The following is a 19,018-nucleotide window of genomic DNA, read 5'->3' on the forward strand; positions in this document are numbered from 1 at the left end:
CGAGTTTCCGTCAAAAACGCCAGATTCGCGCCGCGCGTGCGGGCCGGGCGCATGCTTGACGCATCGGGGCCGCTCGGCGACGATTAGGCCCGTCCATGGAAGGCCCTTCAAGGCCCTTCAAGTCCGTTTCGCCGCCCGGGGCATGGCGGCGGGAAACGTATCCGACTGTGCCGCACAAATAAAACGATGAGCCTCTACGCACTCAAACCCAAATTCCAGAACCGTCTGCGCCCGTTCGCGAACGCGCTCGCCGAGCGCGGCGTCACGGCCAACCAGGTCACGCTGTTCGCGGCCGGCGGCTCGATCGTCGTCGGCGCGCTCGCCGGCCTCGGCGTGTTTGCCCGCGCACTGTTCCTGCTGATCCCGCTGTGGCTGTTCGCGCGGATGGCGCTCAACGCGATCGACGGGATGCTCGCGCGCGAACACAACCAGAAGAGCACGCTCGGCGCCTACCTGAACGAACTCGGCGATGTCGTGTCCGATATCGCACTGGTGCTGCCGTTTCTCGCGATTCCCGTGTTCGCTCCGGCAGACGTCTGGCTGTTCGCGCTGACGGCGGTGATCGTCGAATGCGCGGGGCTGATCGGCCCGCTGGTCGGCGTGAGCCGCCGCTACGACGGCCCGTTCGGCAAGAGCGACCGCGCGCTTGCCCTCGGCGCGTTCGCACTGTGGATCGGGCTCGGGTTTCCGGTCGGCGGCGTTGCCGCATGGCTGTGGCGGCTGCTGATCGTGCTGTCGATCGTGACTGTGGTGCGGCGCGTGCAGGCCGGCATCGCGGAAAAGGGCGGTTGAAAGGGGAGTTGGAGCGGTTGCGGTACCGGGCGCCGGAGGGCGGCGTACCAAGATTCGAATAACGAAACGAGAGAGAAACGCATGAGCGCACGCATGGCCCGCGAGGCCGACTTCATCACGCACGACGGCGAAACGCTGTTCTATCGTCACTGGCCTGCCACCGGCGCACGCTGTCGCGGCGCAATCGTGCTGCTGCATCGCGGCCACGAACACTCGGCGCGCGTCGCGCACCTGGTCGACGAGCTCGACCTGCCCGAATTCGCGTTCTTCGCGTGGGATGCGCGCGGCCACGGCCGCTCGCCTGGCGCGCGCGGCTACAGCCCGAGCGCGGCCGCATCGGTGCGCGACCTGCAGACCTTCGTCGAACATATCCGCGACACGCACGGTATCGCGATCGAGGACATGGCCGTGGTCGGCCAGAGCGTCGGCGCGGTGCTCGCGGCGACCTGGGCGCACGATTATGCGCCGCCGATCCGAGCGCTCGTCGTCGCGTCGCCGGCGTTCCACATCAAGCTCTACGTGCCGTTCGCGCGGCCGGGCCTGCGGCTGATGCACAAGCTGCGCGGCCTGTTCTACGTGAACAGCTACGTGAAGCCGAAATTCCTCACGCACGATCCCGAGCGGATCGCGAGCTATGCGTCCGATCCGCTGATTACGCGGCCGATCGCGGTCAACATGCTGCTCGACCTGCACGACACCGCGCGGCGGATCGTCGCCGACGCGGCCGCGATCACCGTGCCGACGCAGCTGCTGATCTCGGGCGCCGACTGGGTCGTGCATCGCGGCCCGCAGGACCGCTTCTTCGAACGTCTCGGCGCCGCGCGCAAGGAGCGCATCGTGCTGCCGGGTTTCTATCACGACACGCTCGGCGAACGCGACCGTGCACAGGCGCTCGCGCCGCTGCGTGCATTCGTGTTGCGCGAATTCGATGCACCGAGCCCGCGCGTGTCGCTCGTCGACGCCGACCGGCGCGGCGCGTTCCACGATGAATACGCGGCGCTCGGCCGGCCGCCGGCGAATGCGTTCGCGCGGGCGTACTGGGCGCTCGCGCGGGCCGGCCTGAAGGCCGGCGGCGCGCTGTCGGACGGCATCGCGCTCGGGCTGCGGCTCGGCTTCGATTCGGGCTCGACGCTCGACTATGTGTACCGCAACCGCGCACAGGGGCGGTTCGGCGTCGGCGCGCTGATCGATCGCACGTATCTCGATTCGCCGGGCTGGGTCGGCATCCGCCAGCGCAAGGTGCATCTGCAGGAACTGATCGGCGCGGCGATCGGCCGCTTGCGCGGCCACGGCGCGCCGGTGCGGATCGTCGACATCGCGGCCGGGCACGGGCGCTACGTGCTCGACGCGATCGCGTCGGCCGCCGAACGCGACGGCGCGGCGCCCGACGACATCACGCTGCGCGACTACAGCCCGCCGAACGTCGAGGCCGGGCGCGTGCTGATCGCGCAGCGCGGCCTCGAGCCGATCGCGCGCTTCGAGCGCGGCGACGCGTTCGACGAGGCGTCGCTCGCGGCGCTCGAGCCGCGTCCGACGCTCGCGATCGTGTCGGGCCTCTACGAGCTGTTCGGCGAGAATTCGCTGATCGAGCGCTCGCTGCGCGGGCTCGCGCAGGCCGTGCCGCCGGGCGGCTATCTCGTCTATACGGGGCAGCCGTGGCATCCGCAGCTCGAATTCATCGCGCGCGCGCTGAACAATCACCGCGGCGAAGCGACCTGGGTGATGCGCCGCCGCTCGCAGGCCGAGATGGACGAGCTCGTCGCGCGCGCGGGCTTCCGCAAGCTCGACCAGCGGATCGACGCAATGGGCATCTTCACGGTCAGCCTCGCGCAGCGGGTCGACGCGTCATGAGCGCGCTCGACGGCGGCGCGAGCGGCCTCGCCGACGCGGCTTCGGCGGCCGGCGCGCGCGACGCGTCGTTCGCGCTGCGCTTCGGCTGGCTCGCGGCGATGGGCGCCGTGTTCTTCTCGACCTACGGCTTCGCGAACTGGCTCGCCGCGCGCCGCGCGGCGGTGCCGACCTTCGCGTTCGGCTGGGAGCACGCGATCCCGTTCGTGCCGTGGACGATCGTGCCGTACTGGTCGATCGACCTGCTGTATGCGCTGTCGTTCTTCTTCTGGACGCGCCGCGCCGACCTGCTCGACCACGTGAAGCGGCTGTTGACCGTGCAGTTGATCTCGGTCGCATGCTTCATCGCGTGGCCGCTGCGCTTCGGGTTCGAGCGGCCCGACGCGGGCGGCGTGGCCGGTGCGCTGTTCACGCTGCTGATGGGCTTCGACAAGCCGTTCAACCAGGCGCCGTCGCTGCACATCGGGCTGCTCGTCGTACTGTGGGCCGTCTATGCGAAGCACCTGCGCGGCACGCTCGCGCGTGCCGTGCTGCACCTGTGGTTCGCGGCGATCGGCGTGTCGGTGCTGACCACTTACCAGCATCACGCGATCGACGTGCCGACCGGCGCGGCCGTCGGCTGTCTCGCGCTGTTCCTGTTTCCGCTGCGCGATGCCGCGGGCCGGCTGCCGGGCGCCGATGCGTCGCCGGGTGCGGCCGGCCGTGCGCTCGCGCGCCGCTATGCGCTCGGCGCGGCGGTGGTCGCGCTCGCGGCGCTCTGGTGCGTGCCGCGCGCGCCCGGCTGGGCGCTGGCGGCAGGGTGGGTCGCGCTGGCGCTCGCGTGTGTCGCGTGGATCTACCGGCGCGGCGCGCCCGGCGCATTCCAGAAGGACGCGCACGGGCGTTTTCCGGTCGTCATTCGCTGGCTGCTCGCGCCGACGATTGCGGGCGCGTTCATCAATTCGCGGCTGTGGACGCTCCGGCAGCCGGCGCCGGTGCGGATCGACGAGCGCGTATCGATCGGCCGCACGCCGACGACACGCGACGTGCGCCGCCACGGCTTCACGGCGCTGGTCGACCTGACCGCCGAGATGCCGCGCTGGACGTCGGTCGATGCAGCGCTCGCGTATGCGACCGTGCCGCAGCTCGACCTCGTCGCGCCGACGGCCGGGCAACTCACGCAGGCCGTCGCCGCGCTCGAACGCCTGCACGGGGAAGGGCGCGACGTGCTGGTCTGCTGCGCGCTCGGCTATGGGCGCAGCGTGCTGTGCGCGGCCGCATGGCTGGCGGTGCGACGCGGGTTCGGCGATGCGCGCGACGCGCTGGCCGCGGTGCGCGCGGTACGGCCGCATGCGGTGTGGTCGGATGACGGCGTGGCCGTGCTGCAGCACTGGATCGATCGCCGTCGGGGTGCGGGAGGTACGTGATGCGCGACCCGTCCGCAGCGTTCAGGATTGCCGCCGCGCGCGGCGCGCTCGATGCGGGCGCGTGGGCGATCGCGGCTGCGCTGGCCGCGTCCGGCGCGGGCTGGTGGATCGCATCGGGCTGGGCGCCGGCGACGATCGCCCGCGTGCTGCTGGCCATCGTCAGCACCGGGTCGGGGATCGCGGCGCTGTGGTACGCGGTGAGGATCGAGATCGACCGCCGGTTGTTCGGCGCGCTCGCGCGGGCGGCGGCAGGCGACGGATCGGTCGACGACGGGCTCGCGGCGCTCGACCGCGCGCTCGCCGATCTCGGCTGGATCGATGCGTCGAAGGCCGGACGCGCACTCGATGCACGCGTGCGCGGTGCGGTCGGGCTGTGCCGGGCCGGCGTGCTCGTCGCGATCGTCCAGTGGCTCGCGGTCGGGCTCGCGATCGCCGTTCCGCCGATCGGCTAGCGCCCGTTCAAGCCAGCCGCGGGCGTTTGACGGCGTCGTTCCGCCCGCCGGCTCGTCAAGGTAGCCGCCTTCGAGTGCGCGTCATGCGTGCGCCGTCCGTTTCGACCGCGTGCGCTTCACTTCATACATCGCCCGGTCCGCATGCTCGATCAGCGCGTTCATGTCGGTGCCGTCGTCGGGCAGCAGCGCGATGCCGACGCTGACGCCGAGTTGCATCGGGCGCCCCTCGAATTCGAACGGCTCGCCGACCTGACGCGCGAGCCGCGCGCTTTGCGCATGCGCATCGTCGCGGTTGCCGATGTTCGGCAGGATCACCGCGAATTCGTCGCCGCCGATGCGCGCAACCGTGTCCGAGCGCCGCACCGCGCCCCGCATCCGCGTGGCGATCTCGCGCAACGCCGCATCGCCCGCACGGTGGCCGAACCCGTCGTTGATCGGCTTGAGCCCGTCCATGTCGATGTTGAGGATGCCGAGCCGGCCGTTCGCGCGCAGCGTCGTGTGCATCGACTGCCGCAGGCGGTCGTAGAACAGCGCGCGGTTCGGCAGGCCCGTGAGCGCGTCGTGCGTCGCGCGCAGGTACAGTTCGTTCGCCTCGTTGCGCGCCGCGTGGAACATGGCGGCGGCGATCAGATCGGCCGTCAGCCGCAGCGTGCCGGCGTCGGCTTGCGAGAAGCCGTCGACTTCCGGCGACATCACCTTCAGCACGCCGACGGTCGTGTCGGCATGGGTGAGCGGCATCACCAGCATCGAGCGCAGGCCGACGCGCCGGCATGCGTCGCGATCGACGCGCGGGTCGGTTTCCGAATCGGTGCAGTGCAGCAATTCGCCTTGCTGCACGCACAGGCCCGACAGGCTGCCCGAGCGCCGCAGCCGCAGGCCGAGCATCCCGGCCGCGGTGCCCGACGCGGCGCGGTACACCATGTCGTCGCCCTCGGCGAATTCGACCGCGGCGGCGCTCGCGCCGGTGAGCTGCGGCACCTGCTCGGCCACATAGGCCATCACGCTGCCGAGATCGAGGCCGAGCTTCGCGATCTCGGTCTGCGCGGCAATGATGCGCAGCAGCGTATCGGGGGACGGAGTAGCAGTGCCGACGATTTGATTCAAGTCAGTTTTCCGTGAAAGAAAGCACGTCCGTGCGGCGCAGGATTGCGGTAGCATACGCGCCGCCTCGCGGCAGCGAGTTCCGGCGGGGCGGTTCGCAACGAACCGCCGCCGGCCAGCCGCACCGCGCCGGCAGTATGCCGTTCGGCTTGCCGGGCGACAACGGCGCAATTCTTACCATTCATCCCTCTCGCGCAGCATTTCCGACCGGATCGAGGTTTTTTTCGCTCGAACGTTGCGAATCGGGGTAAGTTTTGTCCTATTTTTGAGATAGTGTGACGAATGGGCATGTGCCGGTGCCAGGCGCGTAGCCCGACGACGCGCGATTAAAGAAATCGTCGCGTTGTTTCGATAAATGAATCAGGCCAGTTAGAGATATGAGGGGAAGCAGTGGGGATGTTCACTCACGGGCATAGCTGCTTTGCGCGCATCGGTTTCGATGCGACGGATGACCGGATGATCCTGACGAAACGGAGCGGCGCATGAAGCCGGCCGTGTCGCTGCTCGTCCTCTCGGCCGCCATGGTCGGCGCTTTGCATGCCGCCGCGTTGTCGGCCGCGCCGATGCCGGCCGTGCCGGCCGCCGGCGCCGCATCCGGCGCTGCGCCGGCGCCGGTGCTCGCGGCTGCGCCCGCGGCGGCCAGCGCGGCCGCCGCCGGCCTGCCGGCGACGACGGTGCGCCTGCCGTTCGCGTCACTCGGCGCGTTCGATCCGCTGCGCCTGCGCGGGGCCGATGATGCGCGCACGATCAATGCGGGCGTGCGGCTCGATCGCGTGGTCACCGGCGCGCGGCTGCGCCTGACCTACGCGTATTCGCCGTCGCTGGTGTTCCCGATGTCGCACCTGAAGGTGTCGGTAAACGGCGAGGTCGTCGCGACCGTCCCGTTCGACGCCGCACAGGCGGGCCGTACGGTCACGCAAGAGATCCCGATCGATCCGCGCTACTTCTCGGATTTCAACCAGATCGGCCTGCGCCTGATCGCGCACTACACGCTCGACCATTGCGAGGATCCGGCCAACTCGGCGCTGTGGGCCGACGTGAGCCCGAAGAGCGAGCTGATCCTCGACGAATCGCCGGTCCGCCTGCCGAACGACCTCGCGCTGCTGCCCGCGCCGTTCTTCGACCGGCGCGACAACGGCCGCGTGCGGCTGCCGTTCGTGCTGCCGGCGTCACCCGATTCGGCGACGCTGCGCAGCGCGGGCGTGCTGGCGTCGTGGTTCGGCGCGCTGGCCGACTACCGGCACGCGCGCTTCCCGGTGTCGTCCGGGCTGCCGGCCGACGACCAGGCGGTGGTGATCGGCACGGCCGCGACGCTGCCGGCCGGCCTCGCGCTGCCGTCGATCAACGGCCCGCTGCTCGCGGTCGCCGACAACCCCGCCGCGCCGGGGCGCAAGCTGCTCGTCGTCACGGGCCGCACGGCGGCCGAGGTCGACGATGCGGTCGCGACGCTCGTGCTGGGCCGCGTGGCGCTGTCGGGGCCGTCGGCGACGGTCGCGCACGTCGATCTCGGCGCGCCGCGCAAGCCGTATGACGCGCCGCGCTGGCTGCCCGTGAACCGGCCGATCGCGTTCCGCGAGCTCGTATCCGACGTGCGCGAACTGGAAGTGCGCGGCACGACGCCCGACGCCATCCGCCTGAACCTGCGGGTGCCGTCCGATCTGCATTCGTGGAATGGCGCGGGCGTGCCGATCACGCTGCGCTACCGCTACACGGCGCCGACGGTGCAGGACAACTCGACACTCGCCGTCGAGATCAACGACCAGCTCGTGAAGTCGTACCGGCTCGGGCCGGCTCATGCCGAGGACGCGCACGGCCGCATGCAGTTGCCGCTCCTGTCGGTGCCCGAAGGGCGCGTGACGAGCGACGTCGACATCCCGGCGTTCCGGGTCGGCAGCGGCAACCAGCTGCAGTTCCGCTTCACGCTCGACTCGCAGAAGACGGGCCTGTGCTCGAGCACGGCGACCGAGCCGCAGCGTGCGGCGATCGATCCCGATTCGACGATCGACTTCTCGCACTTCGTCCATTACGCGCAGTTGCCGAACCTCGCGTTCTTCGCGAACAGCGGCTTCCCGTTCACGCGCTTCGCCGACCTGTCGCAGACGGCCGTCGTGATGCCTGACCGGCCGTCGCCGCAGGAGCTCGAGGCCTACCTGACGATGCTCGGCCACATGGGCGAATGGACCGGCTTCCCGGCGCTGCGCGTGCAGGTCGCGCGGCCCGGCGACGTCGCCGCGCTGTCGGGCAGCAAGGATCTCCTCGTGATCGACGGTTCGCCCGCGTCGCCGCTGCTCGCGCACTGGCGCTCGGCATTGCCGCTCGTGATCGGCGAGCAGGGCAGCGCCGGCGGCGAAGGCGCCGCGCGCGTCGCGTTCTCGGTGAAGGAGCGCTGGCGCAACGGCGTCGGCCTGACCGAAGGCGGCGCGCATATCGAGCAGACGGGCTCGCTCGCGGCGCTCGCCGGGTTCGAGCTGCCGGGCAGCCAGGGGCGCAGCGTCGTCGCGCTGACGGCGACCGACCAGCCGCGCCTCGGCGATCTGCTCGACGTGTTCGAGAACGCCGGGCTCGTGTCGCAGCTGCAGGGCGACCTTGCGCTGGTGCGGCCGGGGCAGGTGGACAGCCTGCGCGTCGGCGAGCCTTACGTGGTCGGCTTCGTGCCGTGGTATGAGCGCGTGTGGACGCATGCGGCGCGGCATCCGGTCGTGCTTGGCGCGGTCGGCGTCGTGGCGGGGCTGCTGCTCGCGCTCGGCGTGTTCAGCGTGCTGCAGAGAATCGCCGCGCGTCGACGGGGGATGTAACGGATGGCGCGGGCAATGGCGAAGCGACGGGCAATGCGGCCGGCGCGGCGCGGCGGCGCGGCACTCGCGCTGGCGGTTGCGGTGGCGGTGACGTGCGCGGCGGCCGGCATGGCCACGCGCGCGCAGGCCGCGGGGGCCGGTGCGATCGACGCGGCCGACGAGGGATGCGGCGCGGCGTGGCCGCGCTGGGACGCGTTCAAGCGCGATTTCATCTCGGCCGACGGCCGCGTGATCGACGTCGGTTCGGCCGATTCGCGCACGGTGTCGGAGGGGCAGGCGTATGGACTTTTCTTCGCGCTGGTCGCGAACGACCGGCGCATGTTCGACACGATCCTCGCATGGACCGAGAACAATCTCGCGCAGGGCGACCTGAGCGCGCACCTGCCGGCGTGGCTGTGGGGCCGTGCGCCCGACGGCGCGTGGCGCGTGCTCGACGCGAACGCGGCGTCGGACGCCGACCTGTGGATCGCGTATGCGCTCGTCGAGGCCGGGCGGCTGTGGCACGAGCGCAGCTACACGGCGCGCGGCGCGCTGCTCGCGAAGCGCGTGCTCGACGAAGAGACGGCGGCCGTGCCGGGCCTCGGCCTCACGCTGCTGCCCGGGCCGACGGGGTTCAAGCTCGCCGACGGGCAGTGGCGCGTGAATCCGAGCTATTCGCCGCCGCAGGTGATCCGCGCGCTCGGCGCGCGCCTGCCCGACGACAAGCGCTGGGCCGCGCTCGCCGCCAGCACCGGACGCGTGCTGCTCGACACCGCGCCGAAAGGCTTTTCGCCCGACTGGGCGCTGTATCGCGCGGGCACGGGTTTCGGGCCCGATCGCGAGACGAAGGCGGAGAGCGCGTACAACGCCATCCGAGTGTATCTGTGGGCCGGCATGCTCGACCGTGCCGATCCGCTCGCCGCGCCGATGCTCGCGCGTTTTGCGCCGTTCGCCGACACCATCGCCGCACGTGGCGCGCCGCCCGAGCGGGTCGATACGACGACGGGCGTCGCCGGGCCGAACGACGGCAACGGCGGGTTCTCGGCGGCGGCCGTGCCGTTCCTCGACGCACGCGGCCAGCGCGCACTCGCGGATGCACAGGTGTCGCGTGTCGATACGCTCGCGCGCCAGTCGGCGCCCGGTTACTACACGAGCGTGCTGACGCTGTTCGGGCTCGGCTGGCGCGACGGGCGCTACCGGTTCGGCGCGGACGGCACGCTCGACGCCCGCTGGGGAGGCCGCTCGTGCGCCGCCCGCTGAAGCGCGCCGCGCCGCACGTCGCGGGATTCGCGTGGCTCGCGTCGTCGGTGTGCGCGGCGGCGCCGGGCACCGCGGCGGACGCGACGATGGCGAACCGCGCGACGCCCGCAACGCCCGCGACTTCCGCGTCCGCCGACGCGCGGCGTGAGCTCGACACGGCGCGGATGTGGGGCGTCAAGCATCGCGACGACCTCGCACGCGATGCCTTGCGCAAGGGGCTGCTGATCGCGCCGGGCGATCCCGAACTGCTGGCCGAACAAGTGCGCGTGCTGCTGCGGCTCGGCGACGCGAAAGGCGCACAGGCGTCGCTCGTGCGCCTGCAGGCGCAGTCGCCCACTGCGCCCGCCACGCGGCGGGTCGCCGACGAATACCGCGTCGCGACGAGCGGGCGCGGCGAGATGGCGCAGATCCGCCTGCTCGCGCGCAGCGGCCGCGCCGACGAAGCGGCCCGGCGGATCGTCGCGTTGTTTCCGAACGGCGCGCCGTCGGGGGCGCTCGGCGCCGAGTATTACCAGATCGTGTCGAATGCGCCGGGCGGGCGCGAGCCGGCGATCGCCGCGCTGCGCCGCGCGGTCGCGGCCGATCCGCAGGACACGAGCGCGGCGATGGCGCTCGCGCGGCTCTTGAACCAGCGCGCCGACACGCGGCCGGAGGCGAACCGGATTGCCTGGGCGCTTGCCAGGCGCGCCGACGCCGACCATACGGAGGCGATGGCGCTGTGGCGGCGCGTGCTGCAGTCGGCCGGCAGCGATCCCGCGTATCTCGATGCGCTGCATGCGTATCTCGCGCTCGTACCGGACGATACCGAATTCGTCGACCGGGCGGCGACCCTGGATCGCCAGCGCGACGCGCAGCGCCGGCTCGAACGCAATCCCGACTACATCGCGCAGCAGCGCGGCCTGCAGGCGCTCGCGCGCGGCGACCTGGCCGGCGCCGATCCGCTGCTGACGCGCGCCGCGCGCGCGCGCGCGGACGACGCCGACGCGGTCGGCGGGCTCGGCCTGCTACGCCTGCGCGAAGGGCGGCACGACGAAGCGCGTGCGCTGTTCATGCGCGCCGCGACGCTTGCGACCGACCAGCGCGGCAAATGGCAGGGCCTCGCGCGCACCGCGCAATTCTGGGGACAGCTCGCGCAAGGCCGCGCGGCCGCCGCCGCGGGGCGTCCGCAGGACGAAGAGCGCGCCGCACGCGCGGCGCTCGCGATGCAGCCGGACAGCCCGGACGCGAAGCTGCAGCTTGTCGACGCGTTGCTCACGCAGCGCGACTGGGCGCGCGCCGAGCCGTTGCTGCGCGCGCTGCTGGCCGCGCGTTCGCCTGACCTCGCCGCCGTGCGCGGCACGGCCATGCTGTATGAGAACACCGGCCGCGCGGACCAGGTCGGCCCGCTGCTCGACGCGCTGCAAGGCCGCGTGACGGGCCGCGACGATCGGCGTGCGCTCGACGGCCTGCGTGCCGACCTGCTCGCGAACCAGGCGCGCGCGCTTGCGGACAAGGGCGAACGCGGGCCTGCGGCGCAGCGCTACGAGGCGGCCGTGCGCGCCGCGCCCGACGCGCCGTGGACGCGCTTCGCACTGGCGCGCCTCTATCGCGACATGGGGTTGCCGCAGCTCGGCCGCACGGTGATGGACGACGGGCTTGCGCAAAGCGCGACGCCCGAGATGCGCTATGCGACCGCCTTGTACCGCAATTCGCTCGACGACGTGGCGGGTGCGCGGGCCGCGCTCGCGCCGGTCGACGATGCGCACCGTTCGGACGGGATGCGTGCGCTCGCGCGCAAGCTCGACGCCGAAGGCGCACTGGCCGATGCACGCGGCACGCTCGCACGCGGCGACCGCGCGGCGTTCGCCGCGTCCCTCGCCCAGGCGCAGGCGAGTGCGCCGGACGACCCCGACATGCTCGCCGCGATCGGCGCGCAATGGATCGACGCGGGCGAACCCGAGCGCGGACTCGCGCCGTTGCGCGACTGGATCGCGGCGCACCCGCGCGAAGCCGATGCGGACGTGCGGCTGCGCTACGGCGACCTGCTCGGCAGCGCGGGGCGCGACGACGCGCTCGCCGCGTGGCTGGACACGCTGCGCCGCGAACTGTCGCTGACGCCCGCGCAGACGGCGAGGCTCGAGGACCAGTCGCTGCGGCTCGTGCTGCGGCAGACGGACGACGCGATCGCGCAGCAGGACTACGCGCAGGCGCGCACGCTGCTCGATCGCGCGAGCCCGGCCGGCCGCGCGGACAAGCGCTATGCGCTCGAACTGGCCGATCTCGAGCGCGCGCAAGGCCATTACGACGCGGCGCGTGCGGCGCTGGCACCGGTCGTCGCCCGCACGCCGGACGATGCCGATACGCAGCTCGCGCTGGCGCGCATCGACGAGGACAGCGGCAATCGGGCTGCGGCGCTGGCACGCGTGCAAGCGGTGCTCGCCCGCACGCCGGACGACGACGTCGACACGCAACTGTCGGCCGTGCGTCGCCTGAACGCGCTGCGTCGCCCGGACGAGGCCGCGCAAGTGACCGATCGGCTGCAGGCCGCGTATCCGGCGCGTGCGGACGTGACGGTCGCGGCCGGGCGCGTGGCCGAGGCACAGGGTCGCTACGACGACGCGGCGTCGCTGTACCGGTTGTCGCGGTCGCAGGAACGCACGGCGGGCGTGAGCCCCGGCCGCGACGGCCTGACGCCGGCGCAGGCCGCATTCGCGGATCTCGAACAGCGGCGCAACCCCGAGATCGAGACCGGCTGGACGCCGGCGTACAAGTCGGGCGACGAAGGCGTGTCCTCGTATCGCGCGCAGCAGGTGCCGATCTACATGCAGATGCCGATCCGCTACGACGGGCATGTGTTCGCGCAGATCGACACCGTGCATCTGGACCCGGGCACGCTCGATACGAGCAACCCGGACGCGTATTCGCTCAGCACGTTCGGCAGCTACGCGTCGCTCAAGGCGCGGAACGCGCTGACACCCGCAGAGATCGCCAATCCGCCGGGCTCGCTGCACCAGACGGCCACGGGTGTCGCGCTCGGCGCCGGCTATCTGACGGACGCATGGCGCTTCGACCTCGGCACGTCGCCGCTCGGTTTCCCCGTGCATTACCTGGTCGGCGGCGTGCGCTATCGCTTCGACGCGGGCCCGGCCAGTTTCTCGGTGAATGCGTCGCGGCGGCCGGAAACGAGCAGCGTGCTGTCGTACTCGGGGATGCGCGACCCATGGACGGGTGCGGTCTGGGGCGGCGTCCGGCGCGACGGCGTGAACCTGCGCGCGTCGGTCGACGTCGGCCGCACGAACCTGTTCGCGGAACTCGGCGCGGGCGTGCTGTCCGGCCGCGATGTCGAACGCAACGCGGAAGTCACGCTGCGCACGGGCTTCACGATGCCCGTGTACGAGCGTTCGACGATGAAGGTCAGCACCGGGCTCGTCGGCAATGCGTGGCACTACGCACAGAACCTGCGCTACTACACGTACGGGCAGGGCGGTTACTACAGCCCGCAACGCTACCTGTCGCTCGGCGTGCCGATCGAATGGGCGGGGCGGCACGATGCGCTGTCATGGGACCTGACCGTCACGGGCGGGATCTCGAACAGCTACGAGAAGGATTCGCTGTATTACCCGCTGTCCTCGGACCAGCGGGCCGCGCAGGTGGCGGCCGGGTTCGTGTACGCGGGCAGCTCGACGCGCGGCGTGTCGTTCTCGTACGGCGTCAACGGGATCGTCGAGTACCGCGTGAACCCGCACCTGAGTGTCGGCGCGCAGTTGCAGGTCGACCGGTCGCACGACTACGCGCCGAGTTCGGCGCTCGTGTACCTGCGCTATGCGTTCGACGCGCGCGCGCAACGCAGCTGGCTCGTCACGCCGACGCCGGTGCGGCTTTATTCGGATTACTAGGGGAACGCCGTGACTACGGAACTCGATGCCACCCGTCCCGCGCTCGGCGCCGCCGGCCTGCTGGGCCGCCTGCGTGCGCGGCTGGGCGCGGGGCCGGCCGGCGGCCGCGCCGGCCCGGTGAGCCGGCTCGCGATCGACGGCTTGCCCGATGCCTGGACGCAACTGGAAGCCGGCGGCCTGTACGCGATCTATGCGGCTGGCGGCACGCCGGCCTGCGATGCGCTCGTGTGGGAGAGCGCGCGACAGGCGCGCACGCGCGACGTGACGGTCGTGCTCGCGCGCGAGGCGGCGCACGTCGCCGAACAGATGCAGGCGCGCGGCTTCGCGGGCGGCGCGCTGCCGGCCGGCTGGCCGCGCAACCTGAACGTGCTGGCGATGCCGCCGGCGGCGGAACCGGCCAACGGTGACAACACCGGCGCCGGCGCCGCGGCGGACGCACCGCGCCGCGCGGCGCCGGGCCCGTTCGCCCGGCTGAGCGGCGGCCTGCGCGCGATGAAGCGCTACGGCTTTCGCGCGCGCTCGCTGTATTTCGTCGAGGGCGCGCAGCGCTGGTTCAGCTGGGACGACCCGATCGCGCTCGCCGACGAGGCGCACGCGCTCGCCGAATGGTGCCGCACGCGCCGGATCGCGCTCGTGCTGCTGCTCGATCCCGAAGCGACCCGTGCGGGCGACGCAGCGCGCACCGACGATGCTCCGCTCGTCCGCGACACGGCTCGCACGACGCGCGGCGGCTTCCACGGTATCTGCTCGGGCGTCGCGCAGTTGCAGCGCACGCACGGCGAGCTGCTGTGGGTCGTCGATTTCTGGCGTGCGGGCGATACGCTCGCGGCCGGCGAAGTACGGCCGCTGCGCTTTGCGCCGGGCGGCCGGCTGTCGGCGAGCATCGACGGCGGCGCGACCGGGCCCGCGCACCGGATGAAGCTCGCGAGCGACGAGGATCGCGTCGTCGCCAGCCGCGCGGTGCTCGACGGCGCGAACCGCGCGCCGGACGGCTGGGAGATCGTCGAGGACAACGCGGCCGTCGTCGCGGCGTGCGCGCATGCCGAGGCCGCGACCGCGGTGCTCGTGTTCCGCTCGCACGCGCAGCTCGAAGCGCTCTGCGCGGACGTGCACACGCTGCGCCGGCAGTGCGGCGGTGCGCTGAAGATCGCGGTCGTCGAGCGCGGCGAAGTGCTGCGCCAGCAGTTCGAGATGCTGGTACTGAGCGTCGGCGCGAGCCGCGTCGTCGCGCGCGACCTGCCGGTATCGAGGATGCAGGCCGCCGTGCACGCGCTGCGCGGCCAGCTCTATGCGCGGCCCGTCGCGGCCGACTATCGTGCGGCGCTCGCGGCCGCGCTCGGCGATTCGGTGCTCGGCTACCTGCCGGTCGGTGCGTTCTGCCAGCGGATTCGCGCGGTGCTCGATCGCGGCGCCGTGCTCGCGCTGCCGCACACGCTCGCGAAGATCGCGCTGCTGCCGGGCGTGTCGCACGTCGACGCGCTGCGGTGTTGCCGGCCGCGCCGCACGGGCGACATCGTGACGGCCGATGCCGCGCACCTGTACGTGTTCCTGTTCGCGTGCGAGCCGGCCGATGCGGAGGACGCGCTCGCGCGCATCTTCGACGTGCCGGTCGAGACGCTGTCCGACCGTGTCGTGTGCCTCGGGTCCGGCAGCATCGACACCGAACTCAATGTGCTGAAGGCCGAGAACCGGCGCGCGCCGATCGCCGACTACAGCGATCTGTTCGCGGCCACGCAGCCGGCGGGCGCCGGGCGCACGCCGGCTGCGCGCACCGATCCTGGCGCGGCGCTGCCCGACCCGCGCGAAGTGAGCGTGGCGATCGACGCGATCGATACGATCGTCGCACTCGAGGCGATCGGTGCGACGCCGTCGGCCGCGGCCGCCGACGCATCGGCGCCGGCACCCGTCATTCCTGCCGCGCGCAAGCGCGGCGCCATCCGCAGCGCGATGCCGCTGCGCAAGCAGGGGGTCGCATGATCGCCGACATCGTCATCGGTTTCATCGTCGGCATCGTGATCGCGGTGCCCGTGTGGATCGTCGCGCAGCATCTCGGCATCGGCCGCGGTTTTCAGGCGCCGCGCGGGATCGACCGGCGCGACGCCGTACCCTGCGAACTCGTGCCGGTGGCGCTGCGCGGGCGGCTGCTGCCCGATGCCGAGCCCGGCCAGCGTGCGGACGAGGCGGCCCGATGAAGACGATCGCCATTACGTCGACCACGGGCGGCGCGGGCCGCACGACGCTCACGGCCGCGCTCGCGGTGCTGCTGGCGCGCCGCGGCCGCCCGGTCGTCGCCGTCGAATTCGACGCGCAGAACCTGATGGGCGCGACGCTCGGCCTCGACACGCTCGCCGAGCACGGCCTCGCGCAAAGCGTGCTCGGCGGCGCGGAGCCGTGGCATGCGCAGACGTGGCGCAACGCCGACGGCGTGCTGTTCGTGCCGTACGGGCAGCTCGACGCGGCCGGCGCCGCCGCGTGCGATGCGCGGCTCGCGGCCGATCCCGCGTGGCTGTCGCGCGCCCTCGACGAAATCGCGCTGCCGGCCGACGGCGTCGTGCTGATCGACACCGCACGCTATCCGTCGACGCAGGCCGAGCAGGCGATTCGCTGCGCGAACCTGACGCTCGTCGTCGTGCCGCCCGAGCCGACCGCGTGCGCGACGACGGCCGCGCGGCTCGGTGCGCTCCGGGCCGGCGGCGGCGAACTGCAGATCGTCGTGAACCGGCTGAATCCGGCGCGCGACATGCAGCGCGACGCGCTGGGCATGCTGCGCGCGGTCGCGGGGCCGGCATCGATGCTCGAGCAACGCATCCACGTCGATGCGGCCGTGCCCGAAGCACTCGCGCGCGGCAGCTGGATCTTCGACGACGCGCCGTATTCGCAGGCGTCGCACGACCTGAACGGCGTCGCGAACTGGGTCGATACGTGGTTGGCGGCAGGTGCCGCCGGTCGCCGCGGAGCGGCGCGATGAACGCGGGCTTCGCGCCGCGCCTGCGCGCAGTCGGCCGCCGTGCGGCCGACTGGCTCGCACGCGGCATCGGGTTGCCGGCGCAACGCACGCTGGTCGACTGGTTCGTGCGGCTGTTCTTCCACGCGCCGCCGCCGGGCCGGCCCGACTACGTGCGCCGCTGGGTGCGCGTCGCGTCCCTGCGGCTTGCGCACGAGTGGGGCGTGCTGCAGCCGCTCAGCCCGCGCGAATGGCTGTGGCGCACGATCGTGCGCGCGCCGCGCACGGCCGACGCCCGGCCCGCGCGCGATCCGCTCGCGTGGTTCGACAAGGTTGTCGTGCCCATCTACGTAGCCGGGCGCGCGGTCGGCCGGTGGATCAACGCGAGGCTCGAACGCCTGCCGTGGGTGCGCTGGGGCGGCTGGCTCGATGCGCGCGCGAACGGCGTCGGCCGGCGCCGCTGGCTCGCGCCGCTGCTGCTCGTGGCCGGCGCGCTGCTGTGGGCCGCAGCCGGGATGTCGCCGCTGATGCCCGGCGCGCAGTTCGCGTTCTTCGCGATCGTCGCGGTGCTGGCGCTTGCGCTGCGCCGCCTGCCGGGCCATCTGCCGACGCTCGCGCTCGCGTCGCTCGCGCTGCTCGCGACGTTGCGCTACGTGTGGTGGCGCACCACGCAGACGCTCGATTTTCGCGGCCCGGTCGAGGCCGTCGCCGGGTACCTGCTGTACGGCGCGGAAGCCTATACGTGGATGATCCTGCTGCTCGGCTTCGTGCAGACCGCATGGCCGCTCGACCGGCCGATCGTGCCGCTGCCCGACGATCCCGACACCTGGCCGACCGTCGACATCTACATCCCGACCTACAACGAGCCGCTGTCGGTCGTGAAGCCGACGGTATTCGCCGCGCAGAGCATCGACTGGCCGAGCGCGAAGCTGCGCGTGTACCTGCTCGACGACGGCAAGCGCCCCGAATTCGAGGCGTTCGCGCGCGAGGCCGGCATCGACTACGTGACGCGCGACGACAACCGCCACGCGAAGGCCGGCAACATCAACCGCGCGCTGCCGAAGACGCACGGCGAATACATCGCGATCTTCGACTGCGATCACGTGCCGACGCGCTCGTTCCTGCAGACGACGATGGGCGTGTTCCTGCGCGATCCGAAATGCGCGCTCGTGCAGACGCCGCACCATTTCTTCTCGCCCGATCCGTTCGAGCGCAACCTCGGCACGTTCCGCGAGATCCCGAACGAGGGCAACCTGTTCTACGGCCTCGTGCAGTCGGGCAACGACCTGTGGAACGCGACGTTCTTCTGCGGCTCGTGCGCGGTGCTCAAGCGCAGTGCGCTGGAAGAGGTGGGCGGCGTCGCGGTCGAGACCGTGACCGAGGATGCGCACACGGCGCTCAAGCTGCACCGGCGCGGCTATACGTCGGCGTACCTGCCGACCGTGCAGGCGGCCGGTCTCGCAACCGAAAGCCTCGCGGGCCACGTGAAGCAGCGCACGCGCTGGGCGCGCGGGATGGCGCAGATCTTCCGCATCGACAACCCGTTCCTCGGGCGCGGGCTCGGCCTCATCCAGCGGATCTGCTACGGCAACGCGATGCTGCACTTCTTCTACGGGATTCCGCGGCTGGTGTTCCTGACGATCCCGCTCGCGTACCTGTTCTTCCACCTGTACTTCATCAACGCGTCCGCGGTCGCGCTCGCGAGCTACGTGATCCCGTATCTCGTGCTGGCGAACGTCGCGAACTCGCGGATGCAGGGGCGCTACCGCCATTCGTTCTGGGCCGAGGTCTACGAATCGGTGCTCGCGTGGTACATCGCGCTGCCGACCACCGTCGCGTTCTTCAGTCCGAAGCACGGCAAGTTCAACGTGACCGACAAGGGCGGCAAGATCGACGAAGGCTACGTCGACTGGTCGACGTCGAAGCCGTACCTGGTGCTGTTCGGGATGAACGTGCTCGCGATCGTCGCCGGCCTGTGGCGGCTGGTGGCCGACCAGGGCGACGAGGCGTCGACGATCCTGATCACGCTCGGCTGGACCGTGTACAACCTCGCGATGCTCGGCGCGGCGCTGGCCGTTGCGCGCGAGACCAAGCAGGTGCGCGTCACGCACCGGATCGCGATGCGCGTGCCGGCCACGCTGCTGCTCGCCGACGGCTCGACGGCCGCGTGCTTCACGAGCGACTACTCGACCGGCGGCCTGGGCCTCGAAGCGGTGCCGGGGCTTGCGCTCGCCGTCGGCGACACGCTGACGGTGTGCGTGACGCGCGGCGACCGGCCGTTCCCGTTCCCGGTGCGCGTGAGCCGCGTGACGCCGACCCACGTCGGCGTGAGCTTCGAGGAGCTCACGCTCGAACAGGAGCGCCAGCTCGTGCAATGCACGTTCGGCCGCGCGGACGCGTGGCTCGACTGGCACGCAGGCGAGCGCCCCGACACGCCGCTCGGCGGGCTGAAGGAAGTGTTGCGTATCGGCCTGGACGGCTATGTACGGATGTGGAAGGGTGCGGCGCGCGGCCTGCAGGCGATGCTGGCGCCGAAACTCGATCGGGCGCGCGACTGACGCGGCGC

The 19,018-nt window shown here is 72.0% G+C and carries 12 protein-coding genes; 11 read left to right on the top strand and 1 reads right to left on the bottom strand.

Features of this window, described 5'->3' with window-relative positions; all coding sequences use genetic code 11:
• The first annotated feature begins 186 nt into the window (after positions 1 to 186).
• The 4 genes from ACPTTC_RS07990 to ACPTTC_RS08005 all read left to right on the top strand — a co-directional run bounded on the left by ACPTTC_RS07990 (position 187) and on the right by ACPTTC_RS08005 (position 4,498).
• Positions 187 to 792, top strand: a complete 606-nt coding sequence (locus ACPTTC_RS07990; protein WP_041492804.1) for a CDP-alcohol phosphatidyltransferase family protein — start codon at positions 187 to 189, stop codon at positions 790 to 792.
• Between the two features lie 81 nt (positions 793 to 873).
• Positions 874 to 2,643, top strand: a complete 1,770-nt coding sequence (locus ACPTTC_RS07995) for a bifunctional alpha/beta hydrolase/class I SAM-dependent methyltransferase (protein ID WP_423392120.1) — start codon at positions 874 to 876, stop codon at positions 2,641 to 2,643.
• Positions 2,640 to 4,046 carry a phosphatase PAP2/dual specificity phosphatase family protein gene (locus tag ACPTTC_RS08000; RefSeq protein WP_423392121.1) on the top strand — a complete coding sequence of 469 codons (1,407 nt, stop codon included), beginning with the start codon at positions 2,640 to 2,642 and terminating at the stop codon, positions 4,044 to 4,046. The genes ACPTTC_RS07995 and ACPTTC_RS08000 overlap by 4 nt, the downstream gene beginning before the upstream one ends.
• Positions 4,046 to 4,498: a hypothetical protein gene (locus ACPTTC_RS08005; protein WP_423392122.1), complete on the top strand. Its 453-nt coding sequence runs from the start codon at positions 4,046 to 4,048 to the stop codon at positions 4,496 to 4,498. Before ACPTTC_RS08000 ends, ACPTTC_RS08005 begins: the two co-directional genes overlap by 1 nt.
• A gap of 81 nt (positions 4,499 to 4,579) precedes the next feature.
• Here ACPTTC_RS08005 and ACPTTC_RS08010 read toward each other — a convergent pair whose 3' ends face one another.
• Entirely contained in the window at positions 4,580 to 5,602 is a 1,023-nt protein-coding gene (locus ACPTTC_RS08010; protein WP_423392123.1) for a diguanylate cyclase domain-containing protein, read from the bottom strand.
• 479 nt (positions 5,603 to 6,081) lie between these two features.
• Between ACPTTC_RS08010 and bcsB the strand changes: the two genes are divergently transcribed.
• The 7 genes from bcsB to bcsA are packed head-to-tail and all read left to right on the top strand — an operon-like array spanning position 6,082 to position 19,010.
• Positions 6,082 to 8,394, top strand: coding sequence for a cellulose biosynthesis cyclic di-GMP-binding regulatory protein BcsB (gene bcsB, locus ACPTTC_RS08015; RefSeq protein ID WP_423392124.1), 2,313 nt, complete (start codon positions 6,082 to 6,084; stop codon positions 8,392 to 8,394).
• Positions 8,395 to 8,397: 3 nt separating this feature from the next.
• Positions 8,398 to 9,633 (top strand): cellulose synthase complex periplasmic endoglucanase BcsZ, encoded by a 1,236-nt coding sequence (bcsZ, locus tag ACPTTC_RS08020; protein ID WP_423392125.1) that lies wholly within the window; start codon positions 8,398 to 8,400, stop codon positions 9,631 to 9,633.
• Entirely contained in the window at positions 9,618 to 13,508 is a 3,891-nt protein-coding gene (locus ACPTTC_RS08025; RefSeq protein WP_423392126.1) for a cellulose synthase subunit BcsC-related outer membrane protein, read from the top strand. Before bcsZ ends, ACPTTC_RS08025 begins: the two co-directional genes overlap by 16 nt.
• A 9-nt stretch (positions 13,509 to 13,517) precedes the next feature.
• Positions 13,518 to 15,485: a cellulose biosynthesis protein BcsE gene (bcsE, locus tag ACPTTC_RS08030; protein ID WP_423392127.1), complete on the top strand. Its 1,968-nt coding sequence runs from the start codon at positions 13,518 to 13,520 to the stop codon at positions 15,483 to 15,485.
• Complete coding sequence (locus ACPTTC_RS08035) at positions 15,482 to 15,700, top strand: hypothetical protein (protein WP_423392128.1); 219 nt, start codon at positions 15,482 to 15,484, stop codon at positions 15,698 to 15,700. The genes bcsE and ACPTTC_RS08035 overlap by 4 nt, the downstream gene beginning before the upstream one ends.
• Complete coding sequence (bcsQ, locus tag ACPTTC_RS08040) at positions 15,697 to 16,476, top strand: cellulose biosynthesis protein BcsQ (RefSeq protein ID WP_226198044.1); 780 nt, start codon at positions 15,697 to 15,699, stop codon at positions 16,474 to 16,476. Before ACPTTC_RS08035 ends, bcsQ begins: the two co-directional genes overlap by 4 nt.
• Positions 16,473 to 19,010: a UDP-forming cellulose synthase catalytic subunit gene (gene bcsA, locus ACPTTC_RS08045; RefSeq protein WP_423392129.1), complete on the top strand. Its 2,538-nt coding sequence runs from the start codon at positions 16,473 to 16,475 to the stop codon at positions 19,008 to 19,010. Before bcsQ ends, bcsA begins: the two co-directional genes overlap by 4 nt.
• The last annotated feature ends 8 nt before the right edge of the window (positions 19,011 to 19,018 follow it).

It is taken from the genome of Burkholderia mycopellens (assembly GCF_964265025.1).
GTDB lineage: Bacteria > Pseudomonadota > Gammaproteobacteria > Burkholderiales > Burkholderiaceae > Burkholderia.

Coding starts and splice junctions, on each gene's coding strand:
- ACPTTC_RS07990 (WP_041492804.1), top strand. CDS start 187: ATGAGCCTCTACGCACTCAAACCCAAATTCCAGAACCGTCTGCGCCCG.
- ACPTTC_RS07995 (WP_423392120.1), top strand. CDS start 874: ATGAGCGCACGCATGGCCCGCGAGGCCGACTTCATCACGCACGACGGC.
- ACPTTC_RS08000 (WP_423392121.1), top strand. CDS start 2,640: ATGAGCGCGCTCGACGGCGGCGCGAGCGGCCTCGCCGACGCGGCTTCG.
- ACPTTC_RS08005 (WP_423392122.1), top strand. CDS start 4,046: ATGCGCGACCCGTCCGCAGCGTTCAGGATTGCCGCCGCGCGCGGCGCG.
- bcsB (WP_423392124.1), top strand. CDS start 6,082: ATGAAGCCGGCCGTGTCGCTGCTCGTCCTCTCGGCCGCCATGGTCGGC.
- bcsZ (WP_423392125.1), top strand. CDS start 8,398: ATGGCGCGGGCAATGGCGAAGCGACGGGCAATGCGGCCGGCGCGGCGC.
- ACPTTC_RS08035 (WP_423392128.1), top strand. CDS start 15,482: ATGATCGCCGACATCGTCATCGGTTTCATCGTCGGCATCGTGATCGCG.
- bcsQ (WP_226198044.1), top strand. CDS start 15,697: ATGAAGACGATCGCCATTACGTCGACCACGGGCGGCGCGGGCCGCACG.
- bcsA (WP_423392129.1), top strand. CDS start 16,473: ATGAACGCGGGCTTCGCGCCGCGCCTGCGCGCAGTCGGCCGCCGTGCG.